Here is a 14,886-nt window from a genome sequence, read left to right as displayed (position 1 = left end):
CAGCGGGGGTCACGACCCGGTCAGCACCGGCTGGGCGGCCATCGCACGATGGGGGACGAACCCCGAGCGAGGAGAGCGCATGACCGAGGAAACCCGAGTGACCCACAACCCGGACGAAAGCCGCTACGAGGTGTGGGTCGGCGACAAGCTCGCGGGGATGGCGTTCTACGACCGGCGCGGCGAGCTGACGGTGTTCACGCACACGGAGATCGACGACGCGTTCGCCGGGAAGGGGCTGGGCAAGGTGCTGGCGGCGGGCGCGCTGGACGACGTGGTGGCGGCGGGGCGGACGATCGTGCCGGTGTGCCCGTTCATCGCGGGGTACCTGCGGAAGAACCCGGGGTACGAGGACCACGTGCGCTGGCCGAAGGGCTGAGGGGCGGGCGGTCCGGGTGCCCTGAAACGGCTCGTGTGGGATGTCGCCGAGGCGGCGAGTTCGGGTCGGAGCGGGCGCGGGATGCCATGAACGACTCGTTCAGGGCGTCGGGCGCGGTGAACGACTCGTTCATGACGTTCCGGGGAGCCCGCACCGGCGAGTGGGCGGTGCCGCCCGTGCTCGTGCAGGACACCGCCGCGCCGGCGGGTGAGCGGGGAGCGGGGCGCGGGTCGAGAGCTGCACTCGGCTACTGGGATGGCCTGAACGACTCGTTCAGGGCGTCGGGCGCGGTGAACGACTCGTTCATGACGTTCCGGGGGAGCCCGGCCGCCGCGTCGCTCGCCCACTGACCGTCGCGAAGGCCGCCGGCTGGGCCGAAAGCGTGAGTGGCGCTGGGCCGTACGGGTCCAGAAGGAGAGGTATGTCCGATTCTATTGGTTATTAACCAACCTTCGTCGGTGTTGCGTTGGTTGCTTGGCAACGAAAGTGACCGGCGCAGGCTTCGAACCGGCAAACTGGAGGAAGTTGATGACTCCCCGGAAGACCGCTCTCAAGACCTTCGCCGTCTTGTCGGCAGCGGCGCTGACGAGCGGCGTGTGCGCGTCGGCGGCCACCGCGTCCCCACTGGCCTTCGCCGAGATGCAGGCCCACGCCATCACCAACGCCACCCAGGTCGCGCAGACGCTGGGCGCCGCCTCCGGGGGTGTCTACCTGGAGAACGGCAAGGCCGTCGTGAACGTCGTCGACGACGCCGCGCTGCAGAAGGTGCAGGAGGCCGGGCTCAGTGCCAAGAAGGTCAAGCACACCTTCGCCGCGCTCACCGGCGTCAAGAACCAGCTGGACGCGGTGAAGAACGTGCCGCAGACCGCGTGGGGCATCGACACCAAGACCAACCAGGTCGTGGTGAAGGTCTACGACGCGGCCAGCAAGGAGACCGCCGACAAGGTGTCCGCGGCCGCCGCGAAGTACGGCGACAGCGTCCGCGTCGAGCACCGGACCGGCAAGCTCGAGCTGCACATCCAGGACGGCGACGCCATCCAGAACAGCCAGGGCCGCTGCTCGCTCGGCTTCAACGTGACCCGGGGCGGCGAGCCGTTCCTGCTCACCGCGGGCCACTGCACCAACCTCGGCGGCACCTGGTCCGGCGGTGACGTCTCCGGGGCCGAGGTCGTCGAGAGCGACTGCCCCGGTGCCGACTCCGGCCTGCTGACCCGCCCGAACGGCTCCGGCCCCGGCGAGATCAACACCGGCCAGCAGATCACCTCCGCGGCCGAGCCGACCGTCGGTGAGCAGATCGAGAAGCAGGGCTCGACCACCGGTGGCGGCAGCGGCGAGGTCACCTCGGTCGACGAGTCGGTCAACTTCGACGTCGGCGTGCTCAACCACGAGTTCGGCACCACCGCGCACACCGACCACGGCGACTCCGGTGGCCCGGCGTACGACGGTTCCAAGGGCCTCGGCACGCTGTCCGGCGGCGACACCGTGACCAGCTACTTCTACCCGCTCACCCTGGAGCTGCAGGCGTACGGCCTCGAGCTCGCCTGATCAAAGCCGGAAGGCCCCCTTTCACACGCGTCGAGGGCGCGTGAAAGGGGGCCTTTCTCATGCCTCCAGCCGCTTCGCGCGGTAGACGGCGTCCGTGTGGTGGCCCTCGCCGCGCGTCTCGCACGTCTCGACGACCCACTGCCACGGGTCGCCCAGGAACGCCGTGATCTCCTCCGGCTCGAAGTACAGCTCCTCCGGCGGCTTCTGGCCGTCGAACTCGCGCATGGCCTTCGGCGAGTGCCCGACGACCAGCAGCGACCCGCCCGGCTTGATCGCCGCCGCGGCCGCGGTGAAGACGTCGCGGCGCAGAGCCGGCGGCAGGTGCATGTACTGCGCCGAGATCAGGTCGTACCGCTCTTCCGGCTGCCACTTCAGGATGTCGCGGTGCAGCCAGCGGACGGTCACGCCCGCCTCCTTCGCCGCTTCTTCCGCGCGGGCGAGCGCGACGGTCGAGATGTCGGCGCCGTCGACCGTCCAGCCCGCCTTGGCCAGCCAGATCGCGTCGCCGCCCTCGCCGCAGCCGAGGTCGAGGGCGTGCCCGGGGGTCAGCCCGGCGACCTCGGAGCTGAGGTTCGCGTTGACGTTCCCGCTCCAGATCCGGTGCTCGTCGCGCTGGTACATCTCCTCCCAGAATTCCTGCTTGAGCATGTTCTCGACGATCATCGGCTGGTCGTGCGCGTGGGCCATGGTTCCTCCTCGGTGACGTCCCCAGCATGCGGAGGACGTCACCGAAGAGGCAAATCGTGTTGCCGATCCGGCAACTCAGGCCGTGCCGTACACCTGCATCTCGTACAGCGAGTAGCCGTACGCCGTGCCGCGCGTGACGCCGTTCATCCGCACGTACCGGCCGGTGCCCGAGAGCCCGGTGAGGTCGTCCGCGCCGCCGTTGCCGGTGGTCGTGCTGTAGATCGTCGTCCAGGTGGTGCCGTCGGCGGAGGTCTGGATGCTGTACGCCTTCCCGTACGCGGCTTCCCAGTTCAGCTTGACGTGCGAGATCGCCTTCGCGGCGCCGAGGTCGACGCGCAGCCACTCCGACGCCGACCCCTCCTTGGACGCCCAGCGCGTGCTCGTCAGGTTGCCGTCGAAGGCCGCGCTCGCCGGGTAGGACGCCGACTCGGTCGACGACGCCGTCGCGGTTTTGCCCTGCGACAGCAGGGTTTCGGTGCCGCCGCCGGTGACCGTGACGCCCAGCGAAGCGGTGTTCGTCCCGCCGGTGATCGTGACCGTCGCCGAGCCGGGTGCGGCGTTGGCGGCGGCGGCCACCGTGACCGTCGAGCTGCCGCCGGCCGGCACCGACGCCGGGGCGAAGGACACGGTGACGCCGGCCGAGGCGCCGCTCGCGGACAGCGCGACGGCGTCCGTGGCCGTCACGGTGGCCGTCGCCGACGCGCCCGGCGCGACCGACACCGACGACGGCGTCACGCTCAGGCCCGAGGTGCTGCCCGCCGCGGTGAACGTCCACCGCGCCTGCGTCCCGGAGCAGCTGCCCGCGGTGAGCGTGGTGCCCGAGGCGCGGAAGCACTTCTTGCTCGTCTGGATGTCGGAGATCGTGCCGTCGGGGTTGATCGACCACTGCTGGGCCGGGCCGCCGCTGCACGTCTGCAGGACGATCGAGCTGCCCGAGATGCCCGCGCACTTGTCGTTGATGACGAGGAACGCGCCGTGGAAGGTGAACCGCTGGGCGGCGCTTCCGGTGCAGGCGGCCACCTTCAGCGTCGTGCCGCTGCCCGGGGCTTCGAGGCAGGTGCCGGTCGAGGCGTTGCGGTACTGGCCGACCGTGGTGTTCGGCTGCGCGCCGCCCCAGCACTCACCGGTGCCGGTGTTGAAGATCGGCGTCGCGTCGTACGGCTCGTTCGACGGCGGGTCGACGACGACCGGCTCCATCACCGGCGTGTTGTCGGGGTTGTAGTGCGTGAGCGCGTCCTCGCAGTCGATCGCGTCGAAGGCGCTGCCGCCCTGGCCGCCGAGCCAGAGGTCGATGTGGCGCAGCCCGGGTCCGCCGTTCGGGCCCTGGCTGTTCCAGTCGTCGGAACACTCGTCGCAGCCGTCCTCCATGATGAAGTACTTCTTGACCCGCGGCACCCAGACCTTGGTGCCGGGCTTGAGTTCGTCGCTGCTGGTGGCGAAGGTGATCGGGTCGGCGTAGCTGCCCTTGCCGCCCGCGGTGTCGTGGATCCGCGGGTAGGAGATGTCGCCGCCGGGCGGCGTGTTGTCCCACCAGCCGTAGAAGGTGAGGAAGGTCGGTTGCGTGGTGGCCGCGTTCGCCGTGCCAGCGGTGGTGAGCGCGGTGGCCAGGGCGAGGAACAGGGTCACGACGAGCACGAGCGCGCGCCGGGTCATGCTGCCTCCGGGAGGGGACGGGACGGACGATGACTGCGGCGTGGCTCCCAGGTTCGCCGGGCGGTGGCGGCGCGTCAACCCCCTTCGTAAACTTTCCTGACGAACACCCGTTCCGTGTCCCGGTCGCTGGGAACCCGGTGGTGGGTAAGCGCTTTCCTCGGTGAAGATGGCGGCATGAGCGAACAGCGGGAAATCGTGGTCACCGGCGGCGGCACCGGCATCGGGCTGGCGATCGCCGCCCGGTTCGCGGCGGCGGGCGAGCGGGTGACCGTCACCGGGCGGCGCAAGGACGTGCTCGAAGCCGCGGCGGAGCGGATCGGCGCGCGGGCGGTGGCCTTCGACGCGAGCGACCCGGCGGCGGTGCAGGCCGCCCTGGCCGAGCTGCCGGAGCGGGTCGACGTCCTGGTCAACAACGCCGGCGGCAACACCGACCGGGTCCGCGAGGCGCCCGCGCCCGGCGACCTGGCCGGGCTGGCCGACGCGTGGCGCGCGAACTTCGAGGCCAACGTCGTCTCCGCGGTCCTGGTCACGACGGCGTTGAAGCCGCGCTTCGCGGACGGCGTGCGCGTGGTGACCCTCGGCTCGATCGCGGCGAAGCAGGGCTCCGGCTCCTACGGCGCGGCGAAAGCGGCGATCGAGGCGTGGAACACCGACCTCGCGCGGCAGCTCGGCGCCGCCGGCTCGGCCAACGTCGTGGCGCCGGGCGTCACCCTCGACACGGAGTTCTTCCACGGCACGGTTTCCGAAGAATGGGTGAACGCCCGCGTCTCCGTCGCCTTCGACAAGCGGGCCGGCACCCCGGACGAAGTCGCCGAAACGGTGGTGTTCCTGGCCGCGCCGGGCGCCGGGCACATCACCGGGCAGGTCGTGCACGTGAACGGGGGCGCGTACGGGGCCCGCTAGGCCATCCGGGTCGCAAGCCGGCCGGAACCCCCACGGGGGCGCCGGTTCTCTCCATGGTGGAAGGGAGACCAGTCCACCGGCAGAGAGGTGTGATCCGCCGTGACGGCAGCATCCGCAACCCCGGCCCTCCCGACGACGCGACCGGCCGGATGCCCGTTCGACCCGCCCGGGAGCTACGCCGAGCTGCGGGAAACCGACCCGACGTCGCAGGTCCGCTGCCCGGCGGGCATGGACGCCTGGCTGGTGACGCGCTACCAGGACGTCCGCGCGGTGCTCGCCGACCGCGCGCTGAGCTCCCGCGGCGCGTCTTCGGTGCACGTCAACCCGAACGCCGACCTCGACGAGGAGGTCAGCCCGGGGTCGATCATCCAGCTCGACGGCGCCGCGCATTCGCGGCTGCGCAAGAAGGTGATCGCGGAGTTCACCGTGCGGCGCGTGGAGGCGCTGCGCGGGTACGTCCAGGAGCTGGTCGAGAGCCACCTCGACGCGATGCTCGCGAAGCCGGGACGGGCGGACCTGGTGGCGGACTTCGCGTTGCCGATCCCGTCGCTGGTGATCTGCGAGCTGCTCGGCGTGCCGTACGCGGACCGCTCGCGGTTCCAGCGGCAGAGCGGCCTGCTGGTCAGCACCGACGCCACCCCCGAGGAAGGGAAGCAGGCGTACGACGAGCTTTCCGCCTTCCTGGCCGAGCTGTTCACCGACAAGCGGCGGAATCCGCGGGACGACCTGTTCAGCCGGCTGATTTCCCGCGGCGAGTCGGACGGCGACCCGCTGTCGATGGAGGAGCTCGTCGTGCTCGGGCTCAGCTTGCTGGTGGCGGGGCACGAGACGACGGCGAACATGATCGCGCTCGGCGCGCTGGTCCTGATGGAGCAGCCCGAGGGGCGGGACGTCGTGCTGGCGAAGCCGGAACGCGCGGTCGAGGAGCTGCTGCGATACCTCTCGGTCGTGCAGTTCGGGGTGCTGCGGTACGCGACTTCCGACGTCGAGGTCGGCGGGCGCGCGGTGAAGGCGGGGGAGTGGCTGGTCGCCGCGTTGAACTCCGCGAACCGCGACGAGGAGCTGTTCCCCGGCGCGGACAAGCTCGACTTCGATCGCGAATCGCCGCGCACGCACGTCGCGTTCGGCTTCGGCGCACACCAGTGCGTCGGCCAGCAGCTGGCGCGCGTCGAGCTGCAGGAGGCGTTGACGCGGTTGTTCCGCCGCGTCCCCGGCCTGCGGCCGGCGGTGCCGCGGGAGTCGCTGGCGTTCAAGCACAACACGCTCGTGTACGGGGTGCGGGAGCTGCCGGTGGCGTGGGGCTGAGATTCGGAGGCGGTCGCCGCGCGGGCGGGTTACCGTTTCCGGCAACGCGCTGATGGAGCCGAGTAACCCCGGGAGCGCACGGGTTCAGAGAGCCGCCCGGGGCGTCCCCGGTCCAGTTTATCGGCCCCCGCCGACCGGGAGCCCGATTTGCCGCTCTCCACCGCGGTTTGTCCACAACCGGTGCGGCTTGTGGACAAACCGCCCGACGGGGTTGCGGGAGCGTCGTACGCTGAAGGAGGCCACCGCCGTTCGACCTCTACCGGCCCGTCGTCACCGCTTCGCTGCCGACGATCCTCGACCACGCGCCGCGTCCGCGGCCGCCGTGCGCGGGTTCCGGTCCACAGTGGACAGCGAGGTGCACACGCCCGAGATCGTGGCGTCGGCGACCGAGTCCGGGGCGAACGTCTTCGGCATCGGCTACTTCGGCCGGCCCGCCTACCTCGCGCAGTACACCAGCCTGGACGCCGAACTGGGCTTCATCCGTGACCACCACGACGTCAGGGCGGTGCTGCGGGACGTGCTCGCGGGGATGGCGGGCGACCTCGTCCCCGTCCCCGCCGAAATCCCGGAGATCCACTTCGCCGAGGCGCTGGACTTCCTCGGCGTGCCGGCCGACGAGCCGGATCTCTCGCCCGCGCACGAACGCGCATTGTCCGAGTGGGCGCTGCGGGAGCACGGCTCGGAGTTCCTGTTCGTCACCGGCTACCCGATGGCGAACCGGCCGTTCTCCACGCACCCGGACCCGGCGCGGCCCGGCTACTCGAACAGCTTCGCCCTGCTGTTCCGCGGCGGGTTCGCGATCGGTCTGGAACGCTGGACCGCGCGCCTCTTCGGCGCCGCCAACGTCCGGGAGGTCACGCTGTTCCCGCGTGACCTGCACCGGCTGACCCCGTGAGGAGCAGCATGACCGCACGCCGGCTCTGGGCGGCCGTGGAACCGTTGCACGCCGTCGTCTACTTCGCGCCCGAGACCGCGGCGGCCGCCAAGGCTGCAGGCCTGCGCGGGTACTGGATGGGGTACTTCGCGGGCCGCCTGGCGCCGCTGGGGCCGATCGGCCCGGAACCGGCGGCGGCGGTGTTGTTCGGCTTCGCGCCGGCGATGGTGGCGCGGGCCTTGCCGGACGCGTGGTCGTTCGCCTCGCCCGCGGCGGTTCTCGAGTCGCGGATCGACGCGGTCTCGACGGCGGTGCCCGCGGCGCCGGAACTGGCGTCGCTGCTGTGGCGCGCGGTCGGCGCGTGCGATTTCGGCGGCCGTCCGCTGGCGGCGGCGTGGGCGGCGGTCCCGAAGCCCGCGGACCCGGCGGCGGCGCTCTGGCTGGCGACGACGATCCTGCGCGAGCACCGCGGCGACGGCCACGTCCTGGCGGCGGTGCACGCGGGGTTGAGCGGGCTGGAGACGACGCTCACTCACATCGGTGATGGCGGGCTCGGCCGGGCGGACGTCCAGCCGCACCGGGGGTGGTCGGACGAGCAGTGGGACGCGGCGGTGGACCGGTTGCGGGCTCGCGGGGTGCTCGACGGGGCCGGCCGGCTGACCGACGCGGGCCGGGACCTGCGCCGCCGTGTCGAGGAAGACACGGATCGGCTGGCGGCCGCGCCGGTGGCGGCGCTGGGGGACGACTTCGAGCGGGCGCTGGAGCTGGCGGTCCCGCTCAGCCGGGCGGTGATCGACAGCGGCGTGGTCCCGGTGCCGAACCCGATGGGCGTACCCCGTCCCTGACGTCCGGCGTCAGCATCCCGGCAAAGTCGGTGTTGCAGGTCGCCGAAGGGAAGCCCAAGACGGTGGTCGGGCCGCCGTTGACCACGCCGGTCCGGCGGTTCATGACGTCCCGAAACCCGGGATCAGGGCGAACGACCCGGTCGGGCCCTTCGGTTCATGTCCGGCCGGAGGGGGCGTGACGGGTGTGACGGGCTGGGTCTGGTGCGGCGAGCCCGGGCGTATCCGCACGTCGGCCGCCGAACCCGCCCGCCACCGCGACCTTGCCGGAACCCTGACGGCCGGCGAGGTGAACGGGTCGTTCACCACACCGGCGGCGGCCGCGGACCTGGCTTTCGACGTCACCCGGGCCGGCGGGTAGCCCTCCCGCCGGCCCGGGTCCCCGGGTTCCCCCGAGGTCATTCCTCCGCGCGGCCCGCCTGGCGCCGCAGGAGGTCGTACTGGCAGCTCAGCTCGTGGGCCTGGTCCTCGTACTCGCGCTTCGCCGTGAGGAACGGCCGCACGCTGTCGCTGTAGTGGCGCAGGTCGTCCTGCTCAAGGGAGCCGTCGCGGAAGGCGGTCCAGAACACCAGCGTCGCCGACACCACCATCACCAGCGCGACCAGCACCGCCATCAGCACGGCGAGGTCGTTCATGCCGGACAGCACGCCCTCCGTGTAGACCCGGACGAACATCACCACGCCCATCAGCCCGACCAGCAGGCCCACCGTGACGAGGCTGAGCTTCGACCCCATCGACAGCTTCGGCCAATCCAGCTGCCGCTTGGCGTTCTTGTGCTGGCGCTGGTTGTGGCCGAGGTGGTGCAACGCCGTCGCCGCGCCGCCGGTGGCCAGCACCGAGATCACGATGCTGATCGCCAGCGGCAGGCCGAGCGGGTCGCTCCAGTCGACGTTGAACACGGAACTGGCCAGCCACAACATGATCGGCAGGTCGACCACCGTCACCGTGAGCAGCGTCAGCACCCGCGTCACGCGGCCGACGCGGCGGTGGCGCAGGCTGCCGCGCAGCTGCTCCAGCTCGATGAGCCGGTCGATCAGCTCGGCGCGGGCCTGCGCCTCGCCGACGGTCAGGTTCTGCCCGTGCGGGCCCACCACGTGGCCGTCCATGGCCCGGGTGGACCGGTAGGTCAGCTCCTGCACGCGGGCGAGGAGCAGGTCGCCGGCCGGCGTCTCGGCGCGGGGCCGCGGCTGGGGCAGCGGCAGGTTTCTCGTCTGGTCGGTGCTGGTCATGGCCGTGCCTCCTGGTCGGTCTACGTGCTCGGGCCGGGGCCCTGGTACGTGATGTCCACCCGCCTCATCCGGGCCGCCGCCGCTTCGTCGAACCGCCCGCCGGTCATCGCGGTGACCCCGGGTTCGGTGCCGGTGCCGGTGGCGTCGACCCGCTGGGTCACCCCGGCCCCGGTGAGCGCGCCGGCGACGGCACGCGCTCGCTGTTCCGCCAGTTCCCGCCGCCCCGCGTCGGTCGACCCGGGCGGGTCGGCCGCGAAGCCGCGGACGGTGACCGGCGCGCTCGTGCGGCCGGCCGTGATGCTGCCCGCCAGCGACCGCAGCAGGTCGCCGGCGGATTCGGAGAGCACCGCGGAGTCCCCGGCGAAGCCGAGCGCGGCGTCCGAAACCGTGGTGGTGACCTCGCCCCGCGGGCCGGTCACCGATGTCACCCCGGGCACGGGCACGACCGGCGTCGCCGCGGTGGCCCGCGACGGCTCGGCCGGCACCCGGCTCTGGTCGACGTCGCAGGCGGCCGCACCGGCCGCCCGGCAGATCGCCTGCCAGTACGCCGCGAGCCGCTCGCGCGCCGGCGTGGGCAGCGGCGGCTGCGGCCCGGCGACCGACCCGAGCCCGGTGAAGACGACGTGCCAGCCGCCCAGCCCCGGCAATTGCCGGGCGGCGGTCAGCTGCCCGGCGACGGCCGCGGGGTCGGCCGCCCAGCCGACCTGCCGGAGGTCGAACGCGCCGCCGGTGCTCAGGCCGCTGCTGTCGACGACCAGGGTCCCGGCGGCCACCCCGCGGACGGCGTCGGCGATGCCGGTGAGCAGGTCGAGCCCGCTCTTGCGCGCCGCGGTGGCGCTGATCGCGTCGACGGCGCTCGCCACGTTCCGGTCGATCAGCGACGGCCGCGAAAGGCCGTGTTCCAGGGAACCGTCGGCCCGCCGCGGGGTCAGCACGACCGAGCGCCGGTCCCCGCCGTCGGCGGCCGAGACCAGCACGACGCTGCTCTTGCCCGAGCCCTGCTGCGAGACGTTCCCGCTGTTCGCGGCGTCACGCAGCACGGCGAGAACGGCATCGCCGACGGCGGCCCGAGGCTCGTTCGCCGTCCCGCTGACGACCACGACGACCCGGTCCCCACCACTGGGGACGACGTTGCGCGCGGGCACCGCACAGCCACTCAAGAAGGCGCCGGCGGCCATCAGCCCGGCAAATGCCACCCGAGTGACACGTGCGGGGCGTGACGTCGCGTTCCGCAGGTTGAGCGAGGTGTTCTGAAGCTGCATGACGACCTCCCGAAGGTCGGTGGCGCCACTTCAGGTTGGCATTTGCCCTGTAACGATGTCAATTGACAATGCGATGACATCAAGAAGTGGTCCCAGGTCGACGCCCTTTGTGTGATCAGCGAGCGCCGAACGCCGGACCCAAACGGACCGAATGGAGCAACTTCGCGGCCGGGTTGCGACGGGTGGCGGGACCGCGACGCGCAAGTGCCATGCGGAGAAGGGCAAGTGACATCCGAGGGGTAGGCTGAGGCGATGGCGAGATACGACGCCACCGTCGAGGGCGTCCGGAGCGTCTTCCTCAAGCTGAGGACGCGCAGCGGGCTCACCGTCGAGCGCCTCGACGCGACCGAGGTCGACGTCCGGCTGCTCGCCGAACTCCCCGCCGTCCGCCGCCGCGTCCGCGAGACCGGCGCGTCCGAGGGCGAAGCGATCGTCGACGTCGTGACCGCGGCCGTCGCCGCGCTCGACCCGGCCGACCTCCTGATCGCCGACGCCGCGCTGGCCCTCGGTGTCCTCCGCGCGCGCGTGGGCGAGCGCCCCGAGGTCGAGCGGCTGTACGCCGACGACCTGGGGGAGCGCCGCCGGGCGCTGGCCGACGGGTGGGACGCCCTGCACGCGCTGGTCGGCGTCTCGAGCGAGTACCCGCCGCCGACCGTCCGCAGCCTGCGCGGCTCCATCGAGACCCGGACCCTGGGCGTGCTGGCCGAACGCTGCGCCCACGACGTCGAGCCGGTGGTGGCCGAGCCCGCCGTCGACACCGTGGGGTCCGTCGTGGTGGTCGGCAGCGCGGTGACCGACCACGTCGTGGTTTCGGACGAGCTGCCCGACGTCGGCGAAGCCGTCCAAGCGCAGTCCTTCGACGTGCACCCGGGTGGCAAGGGTCTTCTCCTCGCGGTGGCCGGGCGGCGCCTCGGCCTCGACGCGAAGCTCGTCACCGCGATCGGCGGCGACTCCCAGGCCCAGGACCTGCTGCAGTTCATGCGCAAGGAAGGCCTGTCGACCGCGCTGGTCAAGGAGACCCCCGGCGTCGCCAACCCGCGGGCGCTGGTGCTCGTCAGCCAGACCGGCGAGACCCGGTACCTCGGCTGGATGAACAAGGACGACGTCTCGCTGTCCAGAGAGGACCTGCGCGCGCCGCGGGTCCGGGACGCGATGGCCGAAGCGGACGCCGTGCTCGTCACGCTCGAACCGCCGATGGACACGATCAAGTGGGCGCTCTCGTCGGCGGCCGCGCAGCCGCGGAAACCCTTGGTGCTGCTGCAGGCTTCGCCGCCCCGCGGGGCTCCGCAGCAGCTCTACCGGCTGCTGCGCGGGGTCGACTACCTGGTCGGCCGCGAAGGCGAGCTGCGCCGGCTGCTGTCCGATCCGGACAGTCCACAATCACTCGACGACCTCGCCCGGTCGCTGCTCGCACTCGGGGTGGGCGCCGTCTGTGTCGTGGAGAATTTTGGTTGTAGTATCCGCTCGAGCGTGATCTCCCGCGACATCGAGGGCCCGCCGGTCCCGCTCGACGACGCACCAGGCGTCCGCGAAGCTTTTTCCGCGGCGCTCATCCAAAAACTCATTCAAGAGGGTGCCGGCCGGAGCCGCGAGGAAGCCCTGCACTGGGCGATCGCGGCGATGGCGACGAACCCGACTCTCGACGAGATCGCCGACTCGATGCCGGGTCTCGAGGAGGTCGAGCGCACCCTCGAGACCGACCAGAGCCTGGAGACCCCGTGACCGGAGCAGTGGTGCACCAGCTGGAGGGAGCGGAGGGGGCGTTCCGCGCGATCGTCCTCGACGGCGGGCCCGAGTGGATGAACCCGCCGAGCGCGGCGGTCTACGGCGAGCCGTCGGACGGGTGTCCCGTCCGCGTCCACTCCCGGTGCCTCTACGGCGAAATCTTCGAGTCCACGAACTGCGACTGCCGGTGGCAGCTGCAGGAGTCCCTCCGCATCATCCGGAGGCACGGCTCGGGCGTGCTGGTGTACCTCGACCAGGAGGGGCGCGGCGCGGGCCTGTTCGCGAAAGCGGCGGGGTACGAGCTGTCGCAGCGGAAGAACCTGGACACCTTCGCGAGCTACGCCGAACTCGGGTACAAGGCCGACAGCCGGTCCTACGCGGCTGCGGCGGCCCTGCTGACGCAGTTCGGGCTCACCTCGGTGCAGCTGCTGACCAACAACCCCGACAAGATCTCGGCGCTCGAAGCGGCGGGCATCAGAGCGGAGATGCGCCAGCTGGTGCAGCCGGACCCGAGCACGGAGACGGTCCGGTACCTCGCGGCCAAGGAAGTCCACGGGCACGCGATCCTGCCGCGCCCCGCCTGAGCCTCCCGTGTCGATTCCGGGTCCGCCCGTTCGACGCACCGGTGACCACACCCGGACAAGGGAGGAACCCATGACCCTGCTCGCAGGCAAGAACGCCGTCGTCTACGGCGCCGGCGGCCGGATCGGCTCGGCCGTCGCCGCCGCGTTCGCCGAGGAGGGCGCCACCGTTTTCCTCGCCGGGCGGACCCTCGCGCGGCTGGAGGAGGTCGCCGGGCGGATCCGGGACGCCGGTGGGGCGGCCGAGACCGCCGAGGTCGACGCGCTCGACGAGCGGGCCGTCGACGAGCACGCCGACGCCGTCGCCGCGCGGGGTGGGCTGCACGTTTCGTTCAACCTCATCGCGCACGGCGACGTCCAGGGCACGCCGCTGGCCGACATGGCGCTCGCGGACTACGAACGGCCGGTGCTGACCGCCGTGCGCACGCAGTTCCTGACCGCCCGGGCGGCGGCGCGGCACATGATCCCGCAGCGCTCGGGCGCGATCCTGCTGTTCGGCGGCGCGGGGGACCCCGTGCGCGAGTTCCCCGTCGGCGGGCTGCAGGTGGCTTTCCACGCGCTCGAGGCGATGCGCCGCCAGCTCGCCGCCGAGCTGGGGCCGCACGGGATCCGGACGGTGACGCTGCGGACGGGCGGCATCACCGAGGTGCTCCCGGCCGGGTTCCCGGGCCGCGACAAGATCGAGGAGAGCATCGTGGGCCAGACGATGCTCGGCCGCGCGGCCACCCTCGCCGACGTCGGCGCGGTCGCGGCGTTCGTGGCGTCGGACCGGGCCCGCACGATGACGGCGGCCACGGTCAACGTCAGCTGCGGCGCGCTGGTCGACTAGCGGCGGGACGAGATCTGCTGGACCGCCCAGGCGTTGCCGTCCGGGTCGGTGAAGTTCACGAAGCCCACGTTGTCGAGGTCGGCCTTGCCGTCCCACGGGCCCGTGCCGACGACCTGGATCTCCCCGGCGTCCACGCCGCGTTCGAGCAGTTCCGCGTGCGCCTTCGGGAGGTCCTTGACGACGAGCTGCAGCCCCTTCATCGACCCCGGCGGCATGTCCGGGACCGCGCCCTTGCCGATCACCACCGAGCAGCCCGAGCCCGGCGGGGTCAGCTGGACGATCCGGACGCCTTCCGCGGGCGCCACGTCGTGGTCGAGCTTGAAGCCGAGCTGATCGGCGTAGAAGGCCTTGGCGCGGTCGATGTCGGACACCGGCACCACGACCACTTCGAGCGTCCAGTCCATAGGCGTCACGCTACTCGGCCGAAGCCTCCCGCTGCTCGACGACGAGGCGCTGGTGCCGGGCCGCGCGGACCCGGTCACCGCAGGTCGTGGAGCACCAGCGGCGGCGGGCGTGCTCGCGGAAGAAGAAGCGGACGCAGCCGTGGGCCTCGCACGGGCGGACCAGCCGGCCGAGGTCGCCGCCGACGACGTCGATCGCGTCGCGGGCCAGTGCCGCCACGGCCTCGTCGACGGTGCCCGGCCGGGTGCTGCGCCACTCGCGCCGCGGCCCGTCCCGCCAGGTGAGCTGGGGCGCGGCGGCGTCGGCGCGGGCGGCCGCGTTCACCGCCGTCACGGCGGCGGCGTCGGGGACGCGGTCTTCCGCCAGCGCGGCCAGCAGCTCGCGGACGGCGCCCCGGAGTTCGCCCAGGCGGGCGACGTCGGCCGGGCCCAGGTCCGCGGCCACCAGGTCGTGCCGGCGCAGCCAGCCGGCGGCGCCGCGCGGTCCGGCGAGGTCGTCGACTTCGCCGGTGGCGCTCAAGCGCCGGGTGTTGACCAGCGCCAGCGCGGGCGAGCGCTCCTCGCCGGGTGCCGCAGTGACCACGTTCGCCTCCCGAGTCCGGTGCCCAGTTTCCCGTGCCCGTTGACAGCCTACCTGTCTCATGGATAAATAAAAAAGTAACCATGAGACGTGA

Annotated in this window: 17 protein-coding genes; 11 read left to right on the top strand and 6 right to left on the bottom strand. The window is 72.3% G+C overall.

All coding sequences use genetic code 11. The annotated features are described in order from the left end of the window. Positions 1 to 79 precede the first annotated feature (79 nt). From MUY14_RS30000 to MUY14_RS29990, 3 genes are all read left to right on the top strand, one after another. Positions 80 to 376, top strand: coding sequence for a GNAT family N-acetyltransferase (locus MUY14_RS30000; protein WP_247014218.1), 297 nt, complete (start codon positions 80 to 82; stop codon positions 374 to 376). Between the two features lie 86 nt (positions 377 to 462). Next, positions 463 to 726 carry a hypothetical protein gene (locus MUY14_RS29995; RefSeq protein ID WP_247014216.1) on the top strand — a complete coding sequence of 88 codons (264 nt, stop codon included), beginning with the start codon at positions 463 to 465 and terminating at the stop codon, positions 724 to 726. A 178-nt stretch (positions 727 to 904) separates the two neighbouring features. After that, positions 905 to 1,921, top strand: coding sequence for a S1 family peptidase (locus MUY14_RS29990; RefSeq protein WP_247014214.1), 1,017 nt, complete (start codon positions 905 to 907; stop codon positions 1,919 to 1,921). 57 nt (positions 1,922 to 1,978) lie between these two features. On the opposite strand, the gene MUY14_RS29985 is transcribed toward MUY14_RS29990, so the two are convergent. Further along, positions 1,979 to 2,608, bottom strand: a complete 630-nt coding sequence (locus MUY14_RS29985) for a cyclopropane-fatty-acyl-phospholipid synthase family protein (RefSeq protein WP_247014212.1) — start codon at positions 2,606 to 2,608, stop codon at positions 1,979 to 1,981. 75 nt (positions 2,609 to 2,683) lie between these two features. Continuing rightward, positions 2,684 to 4,261 carry a discoidin domain-containing protein gene (locus tag MUY14_RS29980; protein WP_247014210.1) on the bottom strand — a complete coding sequence of 526 codons (1,578 nt, stop codon included), beginning with the start codon at positions 4,259 to 4,261 and terminating at the stop codon, positions 2,684 to 2,686. 174 nt (positions 4,262 to 4,435) lie between these two features. On the opposite strand from MUY14_RS29980, the gene MUY14_RS29975 reads away from it, so the two are divergent. From MUY14_RS29975 to MUY14_RS29955, 5 genes are all read left to right on the top strand, one after another. Next, complete coding sequence (locus MUY14_RS29975; protein ID WP_247014208.1) at positions 4,436 to 5,164, top strand: SDR family oxidoreductase; 729 nt, start codon at positions 4,436 to 4,438, stop codon at positions 5,162 to 5,164. A gap of 99 nt (positions 5,165 to 5,263) precedes the next feature. Next, positions 5,264 to 6,469 carry a cytochrome P450 gene (locus MUY14_RS29970; protein WP_247014206.1) on the top strand — a complete coding sequence of 402 codons (1,206 nt, stop codon included), beginning with the start codon at positions 5,264 to 5,266 and terminating at the stop codon, positions 6,467 to 6,469. A 322-nt stretch (positions 6,470 to 6,791) separates the two neighbouring features. Next, positions 6,792 to 7,364 carry an amino acid--tRNA ligase-related protein gene (locus tag MUY14_RS29965; RefSeq protein ID WP_247014203.1) on the top strand — a complete coding sequence of 191 codons (573 nt, stop codon included), beginning with the start codon at positions 6,792 to 6,794 and terminating at the stop codon, positions 7,362 to 7,364. 8 nt (positions 7,365 to 7,372) lie between these two features. Continuing rightward, positions 7,373 to 8,188 carry an SCO6745 family protein gene (locus tag MUY14_RS29960; RefSeq protein ID WP_247014201.1) on the top strand — a complete coding sequence of 272 codons (816 nt, stop codon included), beginning with the start codon at positions 7,373 to 7,375 and terminating at the stop codon, positions 8,186 to 8,188. 175 nt (positions 8,189 to 8,363) lie between these two features. Beyond that, on the top strand, positions 8,364 to 8,546 hold the full coding sequence (locus tag MUY14_RS29955) for a hypothetical protein (RefSeq protein ID WP_247014199.1): 183 nt from the start codon (positions 8,364 to 8,366) through the stop codon (positions 8,544 to 8,546). Between the two features lie 37 nt (positions 8,547 to 8,583). On the opposite strand, the gene MUY14_RS29950 is transcribed toward MUY14_RS29955, so the two are convergent. Together MUY14_RS29950 and MUY14_RS29945 are read right to left on the bottom strand one after the other, a co-directional pair. Continuing rightward, a complete protein-coding gene (locus MUY14_RS29950) occupies positions 8,584 to 9,414 on the bottom strand; it encodes a hypothetical protein (protein ID WP_247014197.1) in 831 nt (276 codons plus the stop codon). A 20-nt stretch (positions 9,415 to 9,434) separates the two neighbouring features. After that, a complete protein-coding gene (locus MUY14_RS29945) occupies positions 9,435 to 10,676 on the bottom strand; it encodes an OmpA family protein (RefSeq protein ID WP_247014195.1) in 1,242 nt (413 codons plus the stop codon). Positions 10,677 to 10,928: 252 nt separating this feature from the next. Between MUY14_RS29945 and MUY14_RS29940 the strand changes: the two genes are divergently transcribed. From MUY14_RS29940 to MUY14_RS29930, 3 genes are all read left to right on the top strand, one after another. Next, complete coding sequence (locus tag MUY14_RS29940) at positions 10,929 to 12,398, top strand: PfkB family carbohydrate kinase (protein ID WP_247014193.1); 1,470 nt, start codon at positions 10,929 to 10,931, stop codon at positions 12,396 to 12,398. Further along, positions 12,395 to 12,985 (top strand): GTP cyclohydrolase II, encoded by a 591-nt coding sequence (locus MUY14_RS29935; protein ID WP_247014191.1) that lies wholly within the window; start codon positions 12,395 to 12,397, stop codon positions 12,983 to 12,985. Before MUY14_RS29940 ends, MUY14_RS29935 begins: the two co-directional genes overlap by 4 nt. 70 nt (positions 12,986 to 13,055) lie before the next feature. After that, entirely contained in the window at positions 13,056 to 13,811 is a 756-nt protein-coding gene (locus MUY14_RS29930; RefSeq protein ID WP_247014189.1) for an SDR family NAD(P)-dependent oxidoreductase, read from the top strand. On the opposite strand, the gene MUY14_RS29925 is transcribed toward MUY14_RS29930, so the two are convergent. Both MUY14_RS29925 and MUY14_RS29920 read right to left on the bottom strand, forming a co-directional pair. Beyond that, complete coding sequence (locus MUY14_RS29925) at positions 13,808 to 14,215, bottom strand: VOC family protein (protein WP_247014187.1); 408 nt, start codon at positions 14,213 to 14,215, stop codon at positions 13,808 to 13,810. The two genes, MUY14_RS29930 and MUY14_RS29925, sit on opposite strands and share 4 nt — an antisense overlap. A gap of 10 nt (positions 14,216 to 14,225) precedes the next feature. Beyond that, positions 14,226 to 14,795 (bottom strand): ABATE domain-containing protein, encoded by a 570-nt coding sequence (locus tag MUY14_RS29920; protein ID WP_247014185.1) that lies wholly within the window; start codon positions 14,793 to 14,795, stop codon positions 14,226 to 14,228. Positions 14,796 to 14,886 lie beyond the last annotated feature (91 nt).

It is taken from the genome of Amycolatopsis sp. FBCC-B4732 (assembly GCF_023008405.1).
GTDB classification, from domain to species: domain Bacteria; phylum Actinomycetota; class Actinomycetes; order Mycobacteriales; family Pseudonocardiaceae; genus Amycolatopsis; species Amycolatopsis pretoriensis_A.
This window is presented reverse-complemented; position numbering and strand designations above follow the sequence as displayed.

What these genes read in the sequence shown, in the direction of transcription:
- MUY14_RS29925 (WP_247014187.1), bottom strand. Translation starts at nt 14,215, where the DNA reads ATGGACTGGACGCTCGAAGTGGTCGTGGTGCCGGTGTCCGACATCGAC.
- MUY14_RS29940 (WP_247014193.1), top strand. Translation starts at nt 10,929, where the DNA reads ATGGCGAGATACGACGCCACCGTCGAGGGCGTCCGGAGCGTCTTCCTC.
- MUY14_RS29945 (WP_247014195.1), bottom strand. Translation starts at nt 10,676, where the DNA reads ATGCAGCTTCAGAACACCTCGCTCAACCTGCGGAACGCGACGTCACGC.
- MUY14_RS30000 (WP_247014218.1), top strand. Translation starts at nt 80, where the DNA reads ATGACCGAGGAAACCCGAGTGACCCACAACCCGGACGAAAGCCGCTAC.
- MUY14_RS29990 (WP_247014214.1), top strand. Translation starts at nt 905, where the DNA reads ATGACTCCCCGGAAGACCGCTCTCAAGACCTTCGCCGTCTTGTCGGCA.
- MUY14_RS29930 (WP_247014189.1), top strand. Translation starts at nt 13,056, where the DNA reads ATGACCCTGCTCGCAGGCAAGAACGCCGTCGTCTACGGCGCCGGCGGC.
- MUY14_RS29980 (WP_247014210.1), bottom strand. Translation starts at nt 4,261, where the DNA reads ATGACCCGGCGCGCGCTCGTGCTCGTCGTGACCCTGTTCCTCGCCCTG.
- MUY14_RS29975 (WP_247014208.1), top strand. Translation starts at nt 4,436, where the DNA reads ATGAGCGAACAGCGGGAAATCGTGGTCACCGGCGGCGGCACCGGCATC.
- MUY14_RS29995 (WP_247014216.1), top strand. Translation starts at nt 463, where the DNA reads ATGAACGACTCGTTCAGGGCGTCGGGCGCGGTGAACGACTCGTTCATG.
- MUY14_RS29960 (WP_247014201.1), top strand. Translation starts at nt 7,373, where the DNA reads ATGACCGCACGCCGGCTCTGGGCGGCCGTGGAACCGTTGCACGCCGTC.
- MUY14_RS29950 (WP_247014197.1), bottom strand. Translation starts at nt 9,414, where the DNA reads ATGACCAGCACCGACCAGACGAGAAACCTGCCGCTGCCCCAGCCGCGG.
- MUY14_RS29985 (WP_247014212.1), bottom strand. Translation starts at nt 2,608, where the DNA reads ATGGCCCACGCGCACGACCAGCCGATGATCGTCGAGAACATGCTCAAG.